Source organism: Algoriphagus aquaeductus (assembly GCF_003253485.1).
Lineage (GTDB): Bacteria > Bacteroidota > Bacteroidia > Cytophagales > Cyclobacteriaceae > Algoriphagus > Algoriphagus aquaeductus.
Genome location: NZ_QKTX01000001.1, coordinates 453,636 through 471,357, shown reverse-complemented (window position 1 = coordinate 471,357; position 17,722 = coordinate 453,636). Strand labels below are relative to the sequence as shown.

Below are 17,722 nucleotides of genomic sequence, written 5' to 3'. Positions count from 1 at the left end.
TATGTCTCGATTTTCCCGGAGTATTTCCTGGCTGGAAAACCTGCTTTTCTTTTGGTGTGGCCTTACCCTGATTTTATTAATCGGAGGGGAATCTTTAGCTGTTCCTGCCTGGCTTCAGGTAGCCGGAAGATTACATCCCTTGATCTTGCACTTCCCTATCGTCCTGTTAATAATGGCCGTAGTACTGCTCTGGCTTGGGGAAGACCAATGGGAAAAAATGGGGCGGATAATCCTGCTTATAGGAGCCAATTTTGCCGGAATTACTGTCGTGGCAGGCTTGATTCTCGCTACAGAAGATTATGAGGGCGAGGCGCTTTCCTGGCACAAATGGCTGGGAGTTCTCTCTCTGGGCTTCTCCGTTTTGATTTATTTTTTTATCAAAAAGTTACAAAACTCCCTCCGACTTATCGGTTCTTTGTTGGCCATCATGCTGTTGCTGACAGGGCATTTCGGAGCCAATCTGACCCATGGGGAGGACTTCCTCCTAGCCCCACTCTTGACAAAAGAAGTGAAAACTGTGGCCTTGGAAGATGCAGAAGTCTTTCGGGATTTGGTACAGCCCATTTTCGAGACCAAATGCATTTCCTGCCACAAAGAGGGTAAAATCAAAGGTGAACTCCGTATGGACCATCTGGAAGGAATTCAAAAAGGAGGCAAATCCGGACCCTTTATTCTTGCAGGTAATCCAGACCAGTCTCTTCTTATCCAACGGATACACCTGCCTTTGGAAAACGAGGAACACATGCCTCCTAAAAACAAACTTCAGCTCACCGATGATGAATTGGATATCCTTAGGTTTTGGGTAGCGAGTGGTGCTTCTTTCGAGCAAAAAGTATTGGAGCTTTCACAGGAAGAACCTCTTTTCCAGTTGGCTTCCAATCGTTTTTCCACAGAAAAAGCCTACACCTTCGAAGCTGCAGACTCAGACCAAATCGAAAAACTGAACAATTTCTTCAGAAAAGTAAAACCGGTATTCCCCGGTTCACCGGCTCTGGAAGTCGCTTATTTTGGTTCGTCAACTTTTGATCCCAACGCTCTATCTGATCTGAAAAAAGTAAAAGACCAAGTCGTGAAAATCAACCTGAACCGAATGCCTCTGGAAGAAGTGGACCTTTCATTTCTATCTGATTTTCAAAATCTTGAGGAAATTCAGCTCAACTTCACTGGAATTACATCAGCGCATCTCAAAGGACTGAGCAAAATCAAAAGTCTAAGAAGTCTGGCGGTCTCTGGCAATCCTTTGGGAGAATCCGGCATGGAGGAATTGAAAAATCTAACCCAAGTCAAAAGACTTTACCTCTGGCAGTCCGGACTGAGTGCGGACGCCAAAAATGGCCTAAAAAAGTCTTTGCCCAACACCCAAATCGATTTTGGCTTTGATGACCAAGGCATCATTTACCCGCTTAATCCTCCAAAGATTGATTTTGAGGAAGTGATGTTTAAGGAGAAGGCGGAGGTCAAGCTCTCTCATCCTATACGAACTGTCGAAATCCGCTATACCCTCGATGGAAGCGAACCCGATAGCATCAGGTCTCCAGTATATTCCCAGCCGATCGCCTTGACCAAAACGGCTCAAATCCGAGCCAAAGCCTTTGCCCAAGGATGGATAGGCAGCGAAGAATCCAAAACCTTGCTTTTCAAGGAAGGCCTTAAACCCCTATCCTACAAGTTGGCAAATGAGCCGCATAACCGATACAAAGCGAAAGGTGCCACTAGCCTTTTTGATGGAGTCAAGGGCAAAGCCAATCATACCTCGGGAGATTGGTTGGGCTTCACTGACTCTCCCATGGAGATCGAGATATTCCTTGAAAATAATCAAAAGCCAAAATCTGTTGAATTGAGCCTGTTGCTCCATGAAGGGGCCTATATTTTTCCTCCGGAGTCGGTTGAAATTTGGACAGGATCAGCCGGAAAATGGAGTAAGGTTGAGATTCCAGCCCCTATTCCACCTACCAAAATTGAGGAGGTAAGGTTTGGTTTGCTTGCCTATAGCTTACCGGAAGGATCAATTGACCAACTAAGAGTCCGTCTCAAACCGATAGCCTCTTTACCCAAATGGCATCCGGGAGCCGGGGCAAAAGGCTGGGTGTTTGTTGATGAAATTGTCCTATATTAAGTGATCACCCAAAGATCTAAAGATGAATTCTGAACCTTACAAGCGATATCGGGAAGCCATATTTGAGAAACTTCAAAAGGCTTTTCGACAAGAAAAAGAAATCCTACTTTCTGCAAAATGGATTGCTAATGCGCTAAAAAAAGAAGGCTGGATCTACACCAGCGGCACAGGACATTCGCACATGTTTGCGGAGGAAATATTCTATCGGGCAGGAGGATTTGCAAGAGTTCAGCCCATTTTGGACCCTGCACTCATGCTGCATGAGGACGCTTCCGGCAGCACCGAAGTGGAGCGAAGAGAAGGCTATGCCCAAACACTTCTTTCCCCTTTTCCCATCGGACCAAATGATGTATTTATCATATCATCCAATTCCGGCCGAAATCCGGTAAGTATCGAAATGGCGCAAATCGCGAAGGAAAAAGGTGCAAAAGTCATTGTTCTCACCAATTATCAGCACAGCAAATCGGTGGATTCTCGACACTCCTCCGGAATGAAGCTTTTCCAGGTTTGCGATCTCTTTTTGGACAATTTTGGTGACATCGGCGATGCCGCAATAGCATTCGAAGGGCTGGAAGGAAAAGTAGGGGCCACCTCCACGGTCATCGGCGCTGCGCTACTTCAAGCCATTATGGTGCAGGCGGTGGGACTGATTTTGGAAGAAGGTATCAAACCTGAAGTTTTCATCAGTTCCAATTCGGACTCAGGTGAAGTTCACAATGAAGCACTTCTCTCCAAATACAAGCATGAGGTTAAGATTCTTTAGACTGAAGAAGTCATCTTCTTCCACCAGTCCGCTTCTGTATTTTAGCCTCTAGGATCGGATTAAGAACTTTTCCAAAGTTCCAAACTTTGGAAAAGTTACCTATACCATCGATCTAGTGCTTAATCTCTAAATCTCCTTCCTCTATTCCAATCCCGCGCTTCTTCCACTACTTCCGCCTTGAGTGAACAGCTTAAACCGAGGAGAATACCCGGAGAAATAAGGTATGGGTTCCCGGTAGATGGGAGAATTCTCATCTGGCTCAGAACCATTGTCAGTGTATCGGATCAAAAGACCAGGAAACGCCGAATTGACCAAAACTCTGCCATCTTTAATCATCACACCCGGCCTGGGTAATCTGTAATTAAATCCCCCAAAAATTGACTCCAATCGGGGCAGCTCTTTTTGCCCGACCAAATTCACAAACTGATTCCATTCGACTTCTCGTTTGGCTTTCATTTCTGACTCAGAACCTGCCTTGGACCAGTCTGGATCTCCTTGCCAAGCCCGCTCGATATAGCCCAGCATTTTGGGTAGAAGGTAATATTCCATCATTTCCGGACCCTTGACCGTTTCCGTCCAGAGCTGACCAGAAACTCCCAAAATGTTCCTTTTACCTAACTCAGTTAGTGGCGTGAATCGCTTTTCAGCTTCTGACCAATCCCAAGCGTTCCCTTCGATGGTTTTATCATGAGAGAGGTAAAGTTTTCCGGGTACTGTTTTCCAGGATTGATACATATCCACCACCCCACTCCATGTGTGTCCACGCTCATCCGGATCCCAATCATAGGCCAAGTCAAAATAAAAATTGGCACTGGAGCAGATGACCACAGGATAGCCGGCATTGGCTAATCGATAGGCCATATCCTCTCCTCCCCATCCGGCTACTGCATTCCAGGCATAGAGCCTCCAGTTTTGGTCGGCAAATTTCGGGTTGGGAATTACTTCGTTTCCGCTATGGGTTTGACCGATTTCTTCCCATCCCCCCATTGCCAGGCCATGTTTTTTCAGAATCTGATCCGCACGATACCTGAAGTAGTCATTCAAATCCTCCACCTTTAGCTCTGGATTTTCAACCAAAAAACCCTTACAAATCGGGGATTCAGTCCAAACTCCCCTAGGCACCTCATCCCCACCTGTATGCCAGTTTTTGAGTTCCATACCTGCCCCTGTGTACATTTTTTGGATTTCTACCACTAGCTTTTCATAAAAGGCATAGGTTGATTCTTGGCAGACGCAGATGGTATTTCCCTTAAAATTCTGAGCCGAGAGGTAGTTGGATTGGTCCTCCGGATCTGCCAGGCGATACTGCCGGGCCTGTTCGGTTTTGCCGGCCTTCATGAGTTCTCGGTACCTTTTTTCCATCGCCAAAATCGCTGCACGGGAATGGGCTGGAACCCCCAACTCAGGAATGACCTCGATTTGCCTTTCCTTGGCATAGGCCAAAATCTCCTGAAAATCAGCGACGCTGTAGTAACCTGTCCCGGTTTTGCTTTTCTCAGGTAAAGCCCCGGATCCATAGTATGGCCAAAGAAAATCCGATTCGTCCGTAGAAAATCCGCGCCGACTTCCATATTCTGTCAATTCGGGCAATCCCGGAATCTCTATCCTCCAACCCTCATCATTGGCCAAATTGAAGTGAAACACATTCAGTTTGTAAAAAGCCATCAGATCCAAGGTCTTCTTGACCTGCTCCTTGCTTTGGAAATTTCGGGCTACATCCAGGAAAAATCCCCGGTATCCAAAGGCAGGTTCGTCCTCGATTTCCACCTGAGGAAGTGTGATCTCACTGCTGGGTTGGTCCCAAAAATCCGGCTTCATCAAAGCCAAAAAGGATTGAACTCCATAAAAGGCTCCCTTCTGTGTGGAGGCGAGAATATCGATTCTTCGATTGGAGATTTTCAGGGAATATCCTTCTTCGGCCATGCCTTCTACCTTGGTGATTTTAATATTGATTGGAGCCTGACTTCTATCCACTTGGGGTTTATAACCTTTCCTAAGTGATAAAAGCAGGAACTTGGTAGCTTCTGAAAATTCCTCAGAGCCTACCACCGCAGCCCCGGCATTTTGTATCCTGATGGGTTCTCCGGTATACTTCCACTTCTTGGGTGATGGCAAAAAAGGAGGAATCTCAGCATCGGACAGGAAAGTTAACTTTCGGTTTTCTTCATAGCGCGCCTGAGCAGATGGGATCGGAAGAGGGCTTGCTTTGGCCATTTCGGCTAATTCAGCCTCGGAAAGTGACTGGGTTTGGTATTTGTTGATTTCCTCTATTTTCCCGTCGGCATGAACTAAAATAAGGCCTTCAGGAGCATAGGAATTTTTCAAAAAAGGACCTCGGCTTTGATACGGAATTGAAAACCTTCCTCCCGGTTTGATCTCAGCAGTCTGTCCTTCGAATACAAAAAAGTCGCCCTGCAAATGTCTGATTTGCGTATCCGAAACCTTAGAAACTGTATTTACCGAAATAAAAATAGTATTGAAATAGAGCTTCCATCCTTCTTGGATAGTAGTGGTTCCCGAATTGATCAAGGAAAGTTCGGCCTGATGAAATTCCGGATTGGAAAATCGATTTTCAAGAAGTTTCCAATCCGCATTTATTTGCGAAAACCCCGAGTGGTGCGTGATAACCAAAATCCAAATCAATACCAGTAGTTTACGTTTCGCCATAGGTGGTAAAAGGTTTAAAGAACCTAAATTAATTTTAGATGGATATACGGAACTTTGCCAGCAGCTTTCTTCTGAGGTTAACTAAATCTGAAGAAGCCAATTCCTTAATTTCTTCGGTCGCCTGTGCTGAGCACCTTACCGACGAGAGTCGGGAAGTTAGAAGCATCCCATCCAAAATCAGGGGAATATTCGTCTACCGGCAGCATAGCGTACTATCAGATAAGTTAATGAAGCTTTGATCAAGAAGTACATTATTTAGCTGAAAATACGGCTTTTTTTAGAGCCCAAAAATCCCTAGCTTGGAAAGAGGCAAAGAATATAAGTATCCACCCGATCCTATTTTTATGAGTGCAGAATTACTTCGAAAACAAGCCGTGGTTTTTTTCTCGGACATTGTGGGATATACCCGGCTGATGGGAAAAGATGAAGATGGAGCCTTTGAACTGATGAAAAACAACCTGGCGATCCATCAAAAATTTTTTGACCAATACGAAGGGAAAATTATCAAAGAACTGGGGGACGGGATCTTAGGAGTCTTCGATTTACCCCAAAACGCCATTTTGGCATCCCTAGAAATCCAAAAGGAAATCAAAGCCCTGGGTAAATTCTCCATCCGAGTCGGCATGCATTGCGGAGATATCATTTTCGATCATGGAGATGTTTTTGGTGATGCCGTCAATCAGAGTTCCCGGATCCAAAGCGTAGGTATACCCTCCAGCGTGTTGATCTCTGATCAGCTTTTTCAACAACTCCCCAAAGGAAACTCATTCACAACAACCAAGCTCGGTGGCTTTTCTCTAAAAAATGTAACGCACAAGGTTGAGCTTCATGCCATCATCAACCCGCCCCTTGCTATCCCCAAAAGATCGGATATTCTTCAAAATATCAAGTTTCAGGAAAAAGCCTCCTGGCGAACTTGGGCAGGATTAGGGGTTATTCTTTTGCTATTGCTCAGCTTGGGCTATATGTGGCTGGCTAATAATCCGGTCTGGAAAAATGAAAAATCAATTGCAGTAATCCCCTTCACCAATCTAAACCCTTCTGAAGAATTTGATTATTTCTCCGATGGATTAACAGAAAATGTCATTGGCCAACTTTCCAAAATTCAGGCGATCAAGACCATCAACTACTCGACGATGAAGAGTTTTAAAGGAATCGAATCTCCGGCAGATTCTATTTCAAGGGTACTGGGAGTAAGTGCGTTACTCAGAGGGGAATTGGAATGGCTGAGTACCGGTGTTCGGATTTCCCTGCAACTCATCGACGCGGAAAAAAACAAAAATGTCTGGTCTGTGCGCTACCTACGGGAAGGGCATGACATCACCAATCTACAAAATGAAATAGCAAGAGAAATCGCCAGAATTTTTGATGCAAATCTCAGCATTGAAGAATCTTCCCAAATCGGAAAAGGTGAAACCGAAAATCTTCAAGCCTATGAATTCAGGCTCAAAGGAAATCGATTGTATTCTTTTTTTACCGATTCAAGTTTTCAGCAGGCGGTCAATCTTTACAAAAAAGCCATTGAACTTGACCCGAATTATGCTCTGGCCTATGCGGATTTGGCAAATGCTTATTCCCAACTCGGCTATAGCTTTGGCCAAGCCTATTACGATTCAAGTTTGGAGGCAAGCGCAAAGTCCTTGGCACTACAACCCAATCTGTCCGAAGGATTCAGTGCACAAGGATCTGCCTATTACTACATGGGGAAATTGACTTTTGCCAAAAGCTCCTTCGAAAATGCCTTGGTCCAAAACCCAAACCTGTCCCAAGCCTTGGGGAATATAGGGACTGTGTATTTTATCAAAGGCGATCTTGAAAATGCACTGAAATACCAGCTACAATCCATTAAACTCGGTCCAAACAATTACCTGCCATACCAAAACCTTGGATGGATCTATTTTATACTCGGCCAACACAATTTGGCACTGGAATACCTGGACAAATCATTCTCCCTCAGCCAACAAATAGAGACACTTGAAGTGAAGTCCAGACTACTAATAGAAATGGGAAGATCTGCAGAGGTAAAGGAAGTTATGGACCAAATCCTTCAGCTTCCCGGGGGAGCGGGTTTTTGGGGACAAAAAGCGAGAGGTATTGTTCAGCTTTACTTGGGTGAGGCTGCATTGGCGGAAGAGTTATTGCAAAAATCCTTCGATACTCAGCCTGAGTTTTCAGAATATATTTCCACTCCCATCCATTTAGCTTACCTTCTTAACCGAAAAGGCCAAGTTTCAGAGGCATCATTCCTCTTGGATGGTTCATCCAATATCAGAAGGCAATCCATGGAAAGCGGAAACGAAGATTTTGTACTTCCCCTAGACCTGGCCAACTGCTACGCAATCCAGGGAAACAGGGACGCTGCCATTCGATATTTGACCGTCGCCTATGAACGGGGATGGAAAGAAAGTTTTTTAATAACCCAAAACCCCGCATTCAAAGAACTTTTGGTGGACAAGGAAATGAAAAAGCTGATTTCCATCCTGGAAAAGGACATCAATCAGATCAATTCCAAGATTCAGTCTACCTCCCTGCAAAGGAATAAGTAATCCCTTGATGGGATTCCTGGCGAAGAGAATTTGGTACTGTCCCCAAGGAATGAATCAAACCAGCCACCAAAGCAGCTGACATGGAAGTACCTGATGCAACCATGTACCGAGCTCCGGGATAAGCAGAAAAAACATTTTCACCGGGAGCGACAAAATCCACTGCAGGAGTACCAAGATTTCCAGTAGCAGAAAAGCCCGTAAATCCAGAACAGTCAAAATCATACGAGCCTACCGTGAAAATATTGGGACCTTCTATACATCCGGGTAGATTTTGAGATGATTCGCCGGAATCATTCCCCGCTGACATTACAATAAAAAGCCCTTTGGAAGCTAAATCCTGAATTGCTCCGATCAAGGCGGGATTGGAATCAGAGCATCCCTGGATTCCATATTCTCCCAAACTCATCAATACCACATCGCCGGTTCGTCCGAATTTTTCAATATGATCCAAGGCCATCAGCAGTTGGGACCAAGTACCTTCTCCATTTCTGTCCAATACTTTCACCGGGATCAGTTCGGCACCTGCCGACATGCCTCTCACACCGGGATTTCCTCTTCCCGTTCCTGCAGCCAATCCCGCACAATGGGTACCATGACCCGCCAAATCTTCAAAAGGATTGGTTTCTTCTAAGACAAATGAAGTGGCCAGGCGATTGCTTTTGGTCACATTCAGATCGGGATGCTTGGCATCAATTCCGGAATCCACGATCCAAATCACCTCTTTTTTACCGGAATTATCCTGAGGTCCTCCCATCAACCCAACGGCACAGCTGGCTTTGATGGCGGGATCGTAAAAATCTTCTCCGGTGACAGATTCACCCTGCATCCGGGGCCGGGTTTGCATTCGAGGCCGGGTTTGCATTTTGAAATCCGGGAAAACGCCCTCCACTTCAGGGGATTCCATCAAGGTCAGGGCCTCACCCTCTGTGAGCTCAGCTACAAATCCAACCATGGCATCTACAAACTGACGGCCCGGAATGGATTTTACGCCCTTTTGGTCAGCAAAGGCCTGAACTTTTTGAAGCTTTTGAGCGCGTGCCGGGCTATTGTCTTTTTCCATCCTTTCCCGATTGGAGTTCTCCATACGTCCTTTTCCCAAGGGAGACTCAAAGGATTCCTTCATCAATATGACATATTGCTTTTGCTGGGCAAATCCTAGTGAAGAAATCACAAGGAATAACGATGCGAGTAGGACTTTTTTCATTTCTAGTAAATTGTGGAATTGCGTAAAGTGTATTTTCCAAATGGATTGATATAATTGAAAAGCCCTTTTCAAAGAGTTGAAAAGGGCCGTTTTGTTAATCAATTTTTGCGATGGGATACTGAGTCTGATCCGGTGCATTTCCTCTGACGGTCTCATTTCCGGCCGGAGGACTACTTCTTAAATAGATAATGCCCGATACGATTGCAGCAGCTGCAGATGTTCCGCTTTGGAGACTGTATTGATTGCCTTTGTAGGTGGAAAACACCCTGTCTCCCGGAGCCATAAAATCTATAGAAGGCATACCGATATAAGAAAAGTCTGACACTCGAATGGATTCACCAAAAGTCAAAGATCCTACGGTGATAAAATTGTCTCCATCCATACATCCCGGAAAGTTGGTCAAAGAGGAAGGTGGAGCGGCCGGACTATCATCTAGTCCCAGGTTTCCGGCAGACATCACCACAAAAATTCCCCGTTGACGGATCTTATTTCTCAACCTTCCAAAAGAAGGATCATTAAAGAAATCACAGGCCTTTTCGTATTTGCTTCCGAGACTGATGGATAGAATGTCTCCGGCATTTGCTCTTGCAATTGCATAGGAGATTCCCGACAACACTGTCCCCCAATCACCTGTACCTTCTCCATTTAGCACCTTAATTGAAACCAAGGAGGCTCCGGGAGCGACTCCATTCATTCTGACAAACTCACTTTCGGGATCTGTGGATTTGGCCCCGATAAGTCCGGCACAAAATGTTCCATGGCCATTAAGATCAACATAAGGTTCAAGTTCATCCGGAATAAAGGATTTGGCCAGATTTCCGCTCCTGACCAAATGGGCTTGAAGGTCTTGGTGATCTCCGTCAATTCCGGTATCAAGTACCCATACTTTTTTGGAAGAAGACTCCACTGACATCGGCCCGCCAACGAACTTGACCGCATTAGAAGTCTGCAGCAAGGAATCATAGTCGGCTTGCATTCTTGGGCGGGTCGTCTGCGGAATTGGATCAGATTGCATTCTAGGCCGGGTAGTTTGGACTACAAAATCCTGAGTGTAGGATTCCACGTTTGAGAAAACTCTTCTGATCAAAGGCCAACCTTCAATCCTATCTAATTCTTCCTTGGTAATTTTACCGCTGAATCCAAAAATGCCATCAGCAAACACTCTTTCTCTATTGATTCTGACTCCCTTTCTTTCCAGAAAAGCGTAAATCTTCTCCTGATTTGAAAACTTTTCTTTTTCTTTTAGAAAGACAATAAACTGTCCTTCAATGGCTCCTTCCTCTGTGAGGTCAAATTGGGAATAATTCGGGGCCAATATCCAATCCAATCCAAAAACAGCCCCGACCAATACAATCAAACCAATAATAAGTCTTTTCATAACAAAATATTTGCAGGTTAAAAATCAATTGACATTAGAAAAGGTAAGCAATCTTTCTTTTTAGCAAATACATTATTCCGAAAAAAAATAATTAACCCGATTTATGACAATGCAATTCATCAAATAACCTGAGAAAATTTTGGAAATTCCTTTGAAAATAAGTTAACTAGAAGCTTGGACAAATAGCCATTATCACCTCATTCCATGACCATCGACCACCAATCCAAAATTCTATCCAACCGCTATTTGGCTCTGGATGTCTTGCGAGGCATGACGATTGCCTTTATGATTATTGTAAATACTCCCGGAAGCTGGAGTAATCTCTATGGCCCGCTCGCCCATGCTGATTGGCATGGATTCACTCCGACGGATTTGGTTTTCCCTACCTTTCTTTTTGTGGTTGGAAACGCCATGAGTTTCGCCCTGAAGAAGCTGAATGAAATGAAGCCCAATGACTTCTATAAGAAAGTCTTCAAGCGGGCGGCTTTGATTTTCCTGATCGGATGGCTTCTCAACTACTTCCCCTTCTTCGATTACAATGAGGCCGGTGAGATGGTGGCGGTTAAACTTTCAGAGGTTCGTCTCCTAGGCGTACTTCAGCGGATAGCCTTGGCCTATTTACTGGCCGCATTGGTGGTGTATTGGACAGGGGAGCGAGGCGCATGGATCGTGAGTATTGCTGCATTGATCGCTTACTGGCCGATCATGTATTTCTTTGGCGATGCCGGTGATCCCTACAGTCTGACCGGAAATGCACAAATCAAACTGGATCTGGCCGTCATTGGAGAAAAGCGGATGTATATCGGAGAAGGAATCCCTTTTGATCCGGAGGGAATACTAAGTACGCTTACCTCCATGGTCAATGTGCTGGCCGGATTTATCGTGGGAAAATTCATCCAGAAAAAAGGAAACACCAGCGCCACTGTGCAAACCTTGGTGATCGGAGGAGTAGCGCTTTTGGCCTTGGCCTACCTATGGGATTTGGGCTTCCCCATCAACAAAAAAATCTGGACAAGCTCTTATGTACTTCTTACGGTTGGTTGGGACTTGATTCTTTTGGGCGGATTGATATTCTTGGTAGAGCTTCAGAAACTTACCAAATGGACCTATTTCTTCCAGGCTTTTGGCAGAAATCCATTAATCCTGTATGTATGTTCAGGTGTCGTCATCACTATTTTCTCGATCATTCCTGTAGGAGAAACAACCTTTAAGGGATGGATATATTCCAATTTCTTCACGAGCTGGCTGGGTCCTAAAAATGCTTCTTTTCTTTTTTCTATCGCCTATATGCTTTTAATATGGCTGATCGGACTCTGGATGGACAAGAAAAAAATCTACATCAAAGTGTAAAAATATCCTCCTGATACTAAGGCTTTTAGTGCAATTAGGTAAATTCAAGTTACTGTTTCACTAAAAGCCTTTTTTTATGCAACTCAAGATCGGAGTTTACAACATTGCCTGGATGCGGGACCTTTTTGAATCCAATGGCACTCCAAAAACCAGTGGGAAAGAAGAAACCCGAAGTAAGCAACTTGCAGACATTATCCGGGCCATGAATCCGGATTTTCTGGGAATCGCCGAAGGACCAGACACCTTGGTCAGTGGGGCTAAGACCTCCACCCAACAACTCGAAGACTGGTCGGCCCACTACCTCCCCGATTTTACGTTCAAAGGTATTCATGGATTTCCCTCTGCGGGTCAGCAGGAACTGTGTGCGCTATACAAACCCGATAAAATAAAGGTGCTTTTCACCCCGGAAACCCGGGATGGAGAGCGATTTAATCAGCCATTCCTGATGGACACTACCAACAGGATGATCAAGGAACAATACCAACATTACCGTCCGCCTTTGGAGCTGAGTCTTCTCGGACCCGATGACCGGATGCTTACCCGAGTCATCATCGCCCACACCAAATCCAAAGGAATCTTTGACAAGGTCGATTACGCCCGATTTGAGCAACTTTCTCAGCGTGATCGATTGAGGCTATTTGGAGAATGCATGCATATCCGTGAAAGATGTGACAGCTACCTCAGCAAAGGACAAGAAGTAATCGTCATGGGTGATATCAATGACGGTTTTGAATTGGATTTCTATGAAAATAGATTTTCAAAAAGTGCCGTAGAGATCCTGCTTGGGGACCTTTGGAAGCCAGAGTGGGTACTTCGGTCTGTTCTACCTAAACCCAAACTTACCGCCCACGGATGGACTCCTTATTCCGGTAGATACAAGGATAGAATCACAGGAGACCTCTTCAACGTGCTGATCGATCACATCATGGTAAGCAGGGGAATCAAGGTCTTGAAGGGCCAGGTTTGGAATCCCTATCTGGAAAAAAATGATCCCCTTATCCAAAGCCTGAAAAATCAATTGATCCTTGTCTCAGACCACTACCCGATCTACACCGAAATCGAGGTCTAGCAAAAAAAATCCATCTGATTGTACGCTATGCTGCCAGCAGACGAATATTCCCCTGATTTTGGATTGGAAGCCCCGAACCTCCTGACTCTCGTCGGTAAGGTGCTCTGAAAAAGCGACGCTAGACGGAGGAAACCAAGGAATTTGCATTTTCTGGTTCATTAAACCTTTGAAGAAGGTTACCGGCAAAGTCTCGTAAATCCATAAAAATCAATTCTGCGAAAAAGTATTTTTTGCCCTTCATCCCAAAAAGGATCAAATCGTTGAAAAAGCGGCTTGATCCTTTTCGTTTTTACTTAACTTCCTACATACCCTTGGATTGTCCTATGAATCATTCCCGAATACTTCCTTCTCCGATATATTTTCTGTCCATTTGTTTTGCCCTCGGAATCACTTCATTTTCATTTGGCCAAATCACGGAAGCGACCTACGAAAGGGCTGCCTACTTTTTGACCGACCACATCCAAAAAGAAGTGTACCATCTGGAGGTAATTCCGACCTGGATCGAAGGAGAGCAGCTCTTCGCCCATACGGCCTTCACCGAAAAAGGAAAACGTTTTTTCATCACCCACTCCACGACTTTTGAGACAAAGGAAGCTTTCGATCCCGAATTATTATCAGACCTTTTGAAGGAAAAAACCGGAGAAAATCTGGACTCCAAAGACTTGCCGATCCAGTTTACCGGGGTGCGAAACAGCCACATTGTCACTTTCAGATGGAGGAATCAGGATTGGGTTTGGAATACTAAGGAAAATACGCTCTCCTCACTTCCAATTAACTCAAGAAATGAACTGGAATCCTTTTCTCCGGACCGAAAGTGGAAGGCATTTACCAGAAATTACAACCTCTATGTTCTAAATCTGGAAACTGGGGCAGAAATCCAACTCAGTACACAGGGCAAAAAAGGATTGGAATACGCCTCCTACTACGGCTGGAGTGATCTCATCGAAGGCGAAAATGGGGAAAGGCCGGATCGTTTTATGGTTCAATGGTCCCCGGATTCAAAAAAGATCTTTACCCAAATCGTGGACCTTCGGCTTGCCGAAAAAATGTACCTACTGGACTTCAGTAAAGAAGAAAAATTCCGACCCGATTTGCTTTCCTATTACCGAGGTTCACCGGGAGACAGTACCGTAGTGATGTACATTCCGGTGATTTTTGATCTGGAGAAAAAGGAGGAAAAACGGATTCTGGCACTGAGTGCCCCACATTTTATCGGCATTCAACTCCGCTGGTCTGAGGACAGCCAAAGCCTTTCTGGCTTTCATTTTCCCAGAGGATACAAAGAATTTCATCTCTTAGAGGTAGGGGCTGAGACGTTGGCCATTCGGAAAATCTACACTGAAACCTCTCCCACCCATATCAATCGCGAGAATATCTTCAGAAAACTCAGAAACGATCAGTTCATTTTAGGTTCAGAAAAATCAGGGTGGAATCAGCTTTATCTGATGGACTGGAAAACCGGAAAAGAAATCCAACCCATCACAACCGGGGAGTATGTGGTCAACAAATTAAGCTACTTGGATGAAGTGAATGGCATCCTCTACTTTGAAGCCTCCGGAAAAGAACCCGGCAGAAACCCTTACTTCAACCATCTGTATCGAGTCAAACTGGACGGGACGGATCTTCAACTCCTCACTCCTGAAGATGCCTTTCACGAGATATCAATCAGTCCCAACGGAAGATTTGCCGTGGATAATTTTTCCAAGGTCAATCAGCCTACCCAATCCGTTTTACTGGACCTTTCTGGCGGAAAGCAGCTTGCAAAAATTTCCCAGACTGACATTTCCAATCTGACCAGAAAAGGATACCAGTTTCCTGTACCGTTTACCGCGATAGCAAAGGATCAAAAAACAGAAATCCACGCCGTGTATTTTTTCCCCACCACTTTCGATCCCAAAAAGAAATACCCCATCATCGACTACACCTACACAGGACCCCATACGTCCACACTGCCCAAAACTTTCAAAGCCGGGCTTATGGGCCATCAGCAACCCATGGCTGAGCTGGGCTTTGTAGTGGTAACCGTGGATGGATTGGGTGGATTTGGGCGATCCAAAGCTTTTGCGGACGTATCCTATCGCAACCTCGGAGACGGCACCACGGATCATGTGTTGGCTATTACACAGCTTGCTTCCAAAAACCGCTTTCTTGACATCACGCGAGTAGGGATTTTTGGCCATTCGGCGGGTGGATATGATGCCGCAAGAGCGATGTTGCTTCACTCTGATTTCTACAAAGTGGGCGTGGCATCGGCTGGGGACCATGATTTCCGGATGGAAAAAGCCTGGTGGCCCGAAATGTACATGGGTTATCCTGTAGAGGATTACTACCACGAGCAGTCTAATATCACCAATGCCTCCAAACTGAAAGGACATCTACTTTTGGCCCATGGCGGGATCGATGAAAATGTGAATCCATCGGCAACTTTTAAATTTGCCGAAGAATTGATCAAAGCCGGAAAAGATTTTGACCTTTTTATCTGGCCAAGCCGAGCGCATAGCTTTGGAAGACCTCCCGGCGACTACTTCACCAAAAAACGATGGGATTACTTCATCGAGCATTTACTGGGGCAAAAGCCGCTTCGACACTACCAAATCCCCGGAATCAATTAGTATACCCCTTCAGCATCCGCTGGATATATTTTCCGACGATATCGAATTCCAGGTTGACGGGATCTCCGACCTGAAGCTGGTGAAAATTGGTATACTCGTAAGTGTAGGGAATAATGGCCACCGAAAATTTGCCAAGTCCGGAATTAAAACAAGTCAGACTGGTTCCATTGATCGTGATGGAGCCTTTTTCCACAGTCACATTCCCAAGATTGGGGTCATAGGAAATGTCAAAAAGCCAAGATCCATCCTGATCGGAAATGCGTTGAACAGTGCCCACTTGATCCACATGACCCTGAACGATGTGTCCGTCAAATCGTCCGTTGGCTGGCATGCATCGCTCCAAATTCACTTTTTTACCGACAGCCCAGTTGCTCAAATTGGTTTTTTTCAAGGTCTCATCAATGGCCGTCACGCGATAATGTTCCGAAGTGACCTCCACCACTGTCAAACAAACTCCGTCATGGGCTAAAGACTGGTCGATTTTCAGCTCTGAACTGATCGGTGAACTCAGGTCAAAATGTACATTGCTTCCTTCTTTGGTGATTTGTCGGATGGTGCCAAACGACTCGATAATTCCCGTAAACATGTTTGAATTTTTAAACTTCGATGAATCAACTGGATAAGCAAAAAATGCCTATTTGGGTTCAAAGTAAGGGAAATATTCATTTATCTTCGAACACCAAACCCCAACCCGAATGCTGAAACTTGAAGATACCTACCTCCACAAAGGCAAACGCCGTGCACTCGTAGCAGAACTGCGAAAAAAAGGTATCCAAAGTGAGCGAGTCTTGGAGGCTATCAATACCCTTCCGAGGCATTTCTTTTTTGACACGGCATTGATCTCCCATGCCTATGAAGACAAAGCCTTTCCCATTGGAGAAGGTCAGACGATATCCCAACCATACACCGTTGCTTTCCAAACAGAACTTTTGGATGTGAAGCCGGGCGATAAAATCCTGGAAATCGGTACAGGATCGGGATATCAAGCCTCAATTTTACACCTCTTGGGAGCAGAAGTATTTACCATCGAATACCAAAAAAAACTCTTCGACCATACCTCCCGCTTCCTGCAACGATTGGGAATCAAGATGCATCTTTTCTACGGAGACGGAACTGGCGGCCTCCCTGCGAATGCTCCTTATGACAAAATCATCGTCACCGCCGGTGCTCCGGTGGTACCGGATGCCCTGATCCAACAACTCAAAATCGGAGGTATTTTGGTCATCCCTGTCGGTGACCGAAGAAGGCAAGCCATGGTCAAAATCACCAAAAAATCATCCAAAGAAACCGTCAGAGAAGAATTTGATGGATTTGCTTTTGTTCCACTTTTGGGCAAGGACGGCTGGAAAGGCTAGGATATTTAACGTTTTTTCTATTTTTTCAGAATTTAATTTCTTCATTTATCTCGAAAAATCTACTGAGAGAAATTTTATTTCTATTTTTGTCCAAAATCAGTTTTTATGGCGAAGCAAAAGTTTGCAAAAGAATCTCAGACCATCATGACCGAGATGGTTTTGCCCAACGATACCAACACATTGAATAACCTTATGGGTGGACGTTTGATGCATTGGATGGACATTGTAGCTGCTATCGCTGCACAAAAACACTCCAACCGCATCGTAGTCACTGCCTCTGCAGATAGCATTTCATTCAAGCAGCCTATCAATTTGGGGAATGTGGTCACGCTTCGATCTCAGGTGACTAGAGCATTTAATTCCTCCATGGAAGTATTCATAGAAGTGACAGCAGAAGATATCCCTGCCAGCAAAAAAATCATGACTCACCGGGCATTTTTCACCTTTGTAGCGGTGGACCAAAACGGCAAGCCGATCGAAGTACCCGAGGTGATAGCAGAAACAGAAGAAGAAAAGGAATTGTATGACGGAGCGCTCAGAAGGCGTCAGCTACGATTGGTATTGGCCAAGCGGATGAAACCCGAAGATGCAGTGGAATTGAAATCCATTTTCAATCTGGATGAAAAGTAAAACCAAAAAGGAAGGCGATGAGCCTTCCTTTT

General features: G+C 45.0%; 12 protein-coding genes. 8 read left to right on the top strand and 4 right to left on the bottom strand.

What is annotated here, in order from left to right; all coding sequences use genetic code 11:
• The first annotated feature begins 1 nt into the window (after position 1).
• On the top strand, positions 2-2,116 hold the full coding sequence (locus CLV31_RS02035) for a c-type cytochrome domain-containing protein (RefSeq protein ID WP_111391195.1): 2,115 nt from the start codon (positions 2-4) through the stop codon (positions 2,114-2,116).
• A 22-nt stretch (positions 2,117-2,138) separates the two neighbouring features.
• Positions 2,139-2,879: a sugar isomerase domain-containing protein gene (locus CLV31_RS02030; protein ID WP_111391194.1), complete on the top strand. Its 741-nt coding sequence runs from the start codon at positions 2,139-2,141 to the stop codon at positions 2,877-2,879.
• A 141-nt stretch (positions 2,880-3,020) separates the two neighbouring features.
• On the opposite strand, the gene CLV31_RS02025 is transcribed toward CLV31_RS02030, so the two are convergent.
• Positions 3,021-5,546: a family 20 glycosylhydrolase gene (locus CLV31_RS02025; RefSeq protein ID WP_111391193.1), complete on the bottom strand. Its 2,526-nt coding sequence runs from the start codon at positions 5,544-5,546 to the stop codon at positions 3,021-3,023.
• A 344-nt stretch (positions 5,547-5,890) separates the two neighbouring features.
• Between CLV31_RS02025 and CLV31_RS02020 the strand changes: the two genes are divergently transcribed.
• Complete coding sequence (locus CLV31_RS02020) at positions 5,891-8,092, top strand: tetratricopeptide repeat protein (protein WP_146250853.1); 2,202 nt, start codon at positions 5,891-5,893, stop codon at positions 8,090-8,092.
• Here the strand turns inward: CLV31_RS02020 and CLV31_RS02015 are convergent.
• Together CLV31_RS02015 and CLV31_RS02010 are read right to left on the bottom strand one after the other, a co-directional pair.
• Positions 8,067-9,296 (bottom strand): S8 family serine peptidase, encoded by a 1,230-nt coding sequence (locus tag CLV31_RS02015; protein WP_181452549.1) that lies wholly within the window; start codon positions 9,294-9,296, stop codon positions 8,067-8,069. The two genes, CLV31_RS02020 and CLV31_RS02015, sit on opposite strands and share 26 nt — an antisense overlap.
• 94 nt (positions 9,297-9,390) lie before the next feature.
• The gene (locus CLV31_RS02010; protein WP_111391190.1) at positions 9,391-10,674 is read right to left on the bottom strand and encodes a S8 family peptidase; all 1,284 of its coding nucleotides are present in this window, start codon (positions 10,672-10,674) and stop codon (positions 9,391-9,393) included.
• Positions 10,675-10,878: 204 nt separating this feature from the next.
• Between CLV31_RS02010 and CLV31_RS02005 the strand changes: the two genes are divergently transcribed.
• From CLV31_RS02005 to CLV31_RS01995, 3 genes are all read left to right on the top strand, one after another.
• Positions 10,879-12,024 (top strand): acyltransferase family protein, encoded by a 1,146-nt coding sequence (locus CLV31_RS02005; protein WP_111391189.1) that lies wholly within the window; start codon positions 10,879-10,881, stop codon positions 12,022-12,024.
• Between the two features lie 76 nt (positions 12,025-12,100).
• Positions 12,101-13,093 (top strand): endonuclease/exonuclease/phosphatase family protein, encoded by a 993-nt coding sequence (locus CLV31_RS02000; RefSeq protein ID WP_111391188.1) that lies wholly within the window; start codon positions 12,101-12,103, stop codon positions 13,091-13,093.
• A 323-nt stretch (positions 13,094-13,416) separates the two neighbouring features.
• Positions 13,417-15,705, top strand: a complete 2,289-nt coding sequence (locus CLV31_RS01995; RefSeq protein ID WP_111391187.1) for a S9 family peptidase — start codon at positions 13,417-13,419, stop codon at positions 15,703-15,705.
• On the opposite strand, the gene CLV31_RS01990 is transcribed toward CLV31_RS01995, so the two are convergent.
• Positions 15,698-16,291: a riboflavin synthase gene (locus tag CLV31_RS01990; protein ID WP_111391186.1), complete on the bottom strand. Its 594-nt coding sequence runs from the start codon at positions 16,289-16,291 to the stop codon at positions 15,698-15,700. The two genes, CLV31_RS01995 and CLV31_RS01990, sit on opposite strands and share 8 nt — an antisense overlap.
• A gap of 109 nt (positions 16,292-16,400) precedes the next feature.
• Here CLV31_RS01990 and CLV31_RS01985 point away from each other — a divergent pair, with 109 nt between their 5' ends.
• Positions 16,401-17,060 carry a protein-L-isoaspartate(D-aspartate) O-methyltransferase gene (locus tag CLV31_RS01985; RefSeq protein ID WP_111391185.1) on the top strand — a complete coding sequence of 220 codons (660 nt, stop codon included), beginning with the start codon at positions 16,401-16,403 and terminating at the stop codon, positions 17,058-17,060.
• Between the two features lie 105 nt (positions 17,061-17,165).
• Positions 17,166-17,690, top strand: a complete 525-nt coding sequence (locus tag CLV31_RS01980; protein ID WP_111391184.1) for an acyl-CoA thioesterase — start codon at positions 17,166-17,168, stop codon at positions 17,688-17,690.
• The last annotated feature ends 32 nt before the right edge of the window (positions 17,691-17,722 follow it).

Excerpts from the sequence above, each read along its gene's own strand:
- CLV31_RS01995 (WP_111391187.1), top strand. The coding sequence starts at position 13,417 with ATGAATCATTCCCGAATACTTCCTTCTCCGATATATTTTCTGTCCATT.
- CLV31_RS02025 (WP_111391193.1), bottom strand. The coding sequence starts at position 5,546 with ATGGCGAAACGTAAACTACTGGTATTGATTTGGATTTTGGTTATCACG.
- CLV31_RS02010 (WP_111391190.1), bottom strand. The coding sequence starts at position 10,674 with ATGAAAAGACTTATTATTGGTTTGATTGTATTGGTCGGGGCTGTTTTT.
- CLV31_RS02035 (WP_111391195.1), top strand. The coding sequence starts at position 2 with ATGTCTCGATTTTCCCGGAGTATTTCCTGGCTGGAAAACCTGCTTTTC.
- CLV31_RS01985 (WP_111391185.1), top strand. The coding sequence starts at position 16,401 with ATGCTGAAACTTGAAGATACCTACCTCCACAAAGGCAAACGCCGTGCA.
- CLV31_RS02000 (WP_111391188.1), top strand. The coding sequence starts at position 12,101 with ATGCAACTCAAGATCGGAGTTTACAACATTGCCTGGATGCGGGACCTT.
- CLV31_RS02015 (WP_181452549.1), bottom strand. The coding sequence starts at position 9,296 with ATGAAAAAAGTCCTACTCGCATCGTTATTCCTTGTGATTTCTTCACTA.
- CLV31_RS02005 (WP_111391189.1), top strand. The coding sequence starts at position 10,879 with ATGACCATCGACCACCAATCCAAAATTCTATCCAACCGCTATTTGGCT.
- CLV31_RS02020 (WP_146250853.1), top strand. The coding sequence starts at position 5,891 with ATGAGTGCAGAATTACTTCGAAAACAAGCCGTGGTTTTTTTCTCGGAC.
- CLV31_RS01980 (WP_111391184.1), top strand. The coding sequence starts at position 17,166 with ATGGCGAAGCAAAAGTTTGCAAAAGAATCTCAGACCATCATGACCGAG.
- CLV31_RS02030 (WP_111391194.1), top strand. The coding sequence starts at position 2,139 with ATGAATTCTGAACCTTACAAGCGATATCGGGAAGCCATATTTGAGAAA.
- CLV31_RS01990 (WP_111391186.1), bottom strand. The coding sequence starts at position 16,291 with ATGTTTACGGGAATTATCGAGTCGTTTGGCACCATCCGACAAATCACC.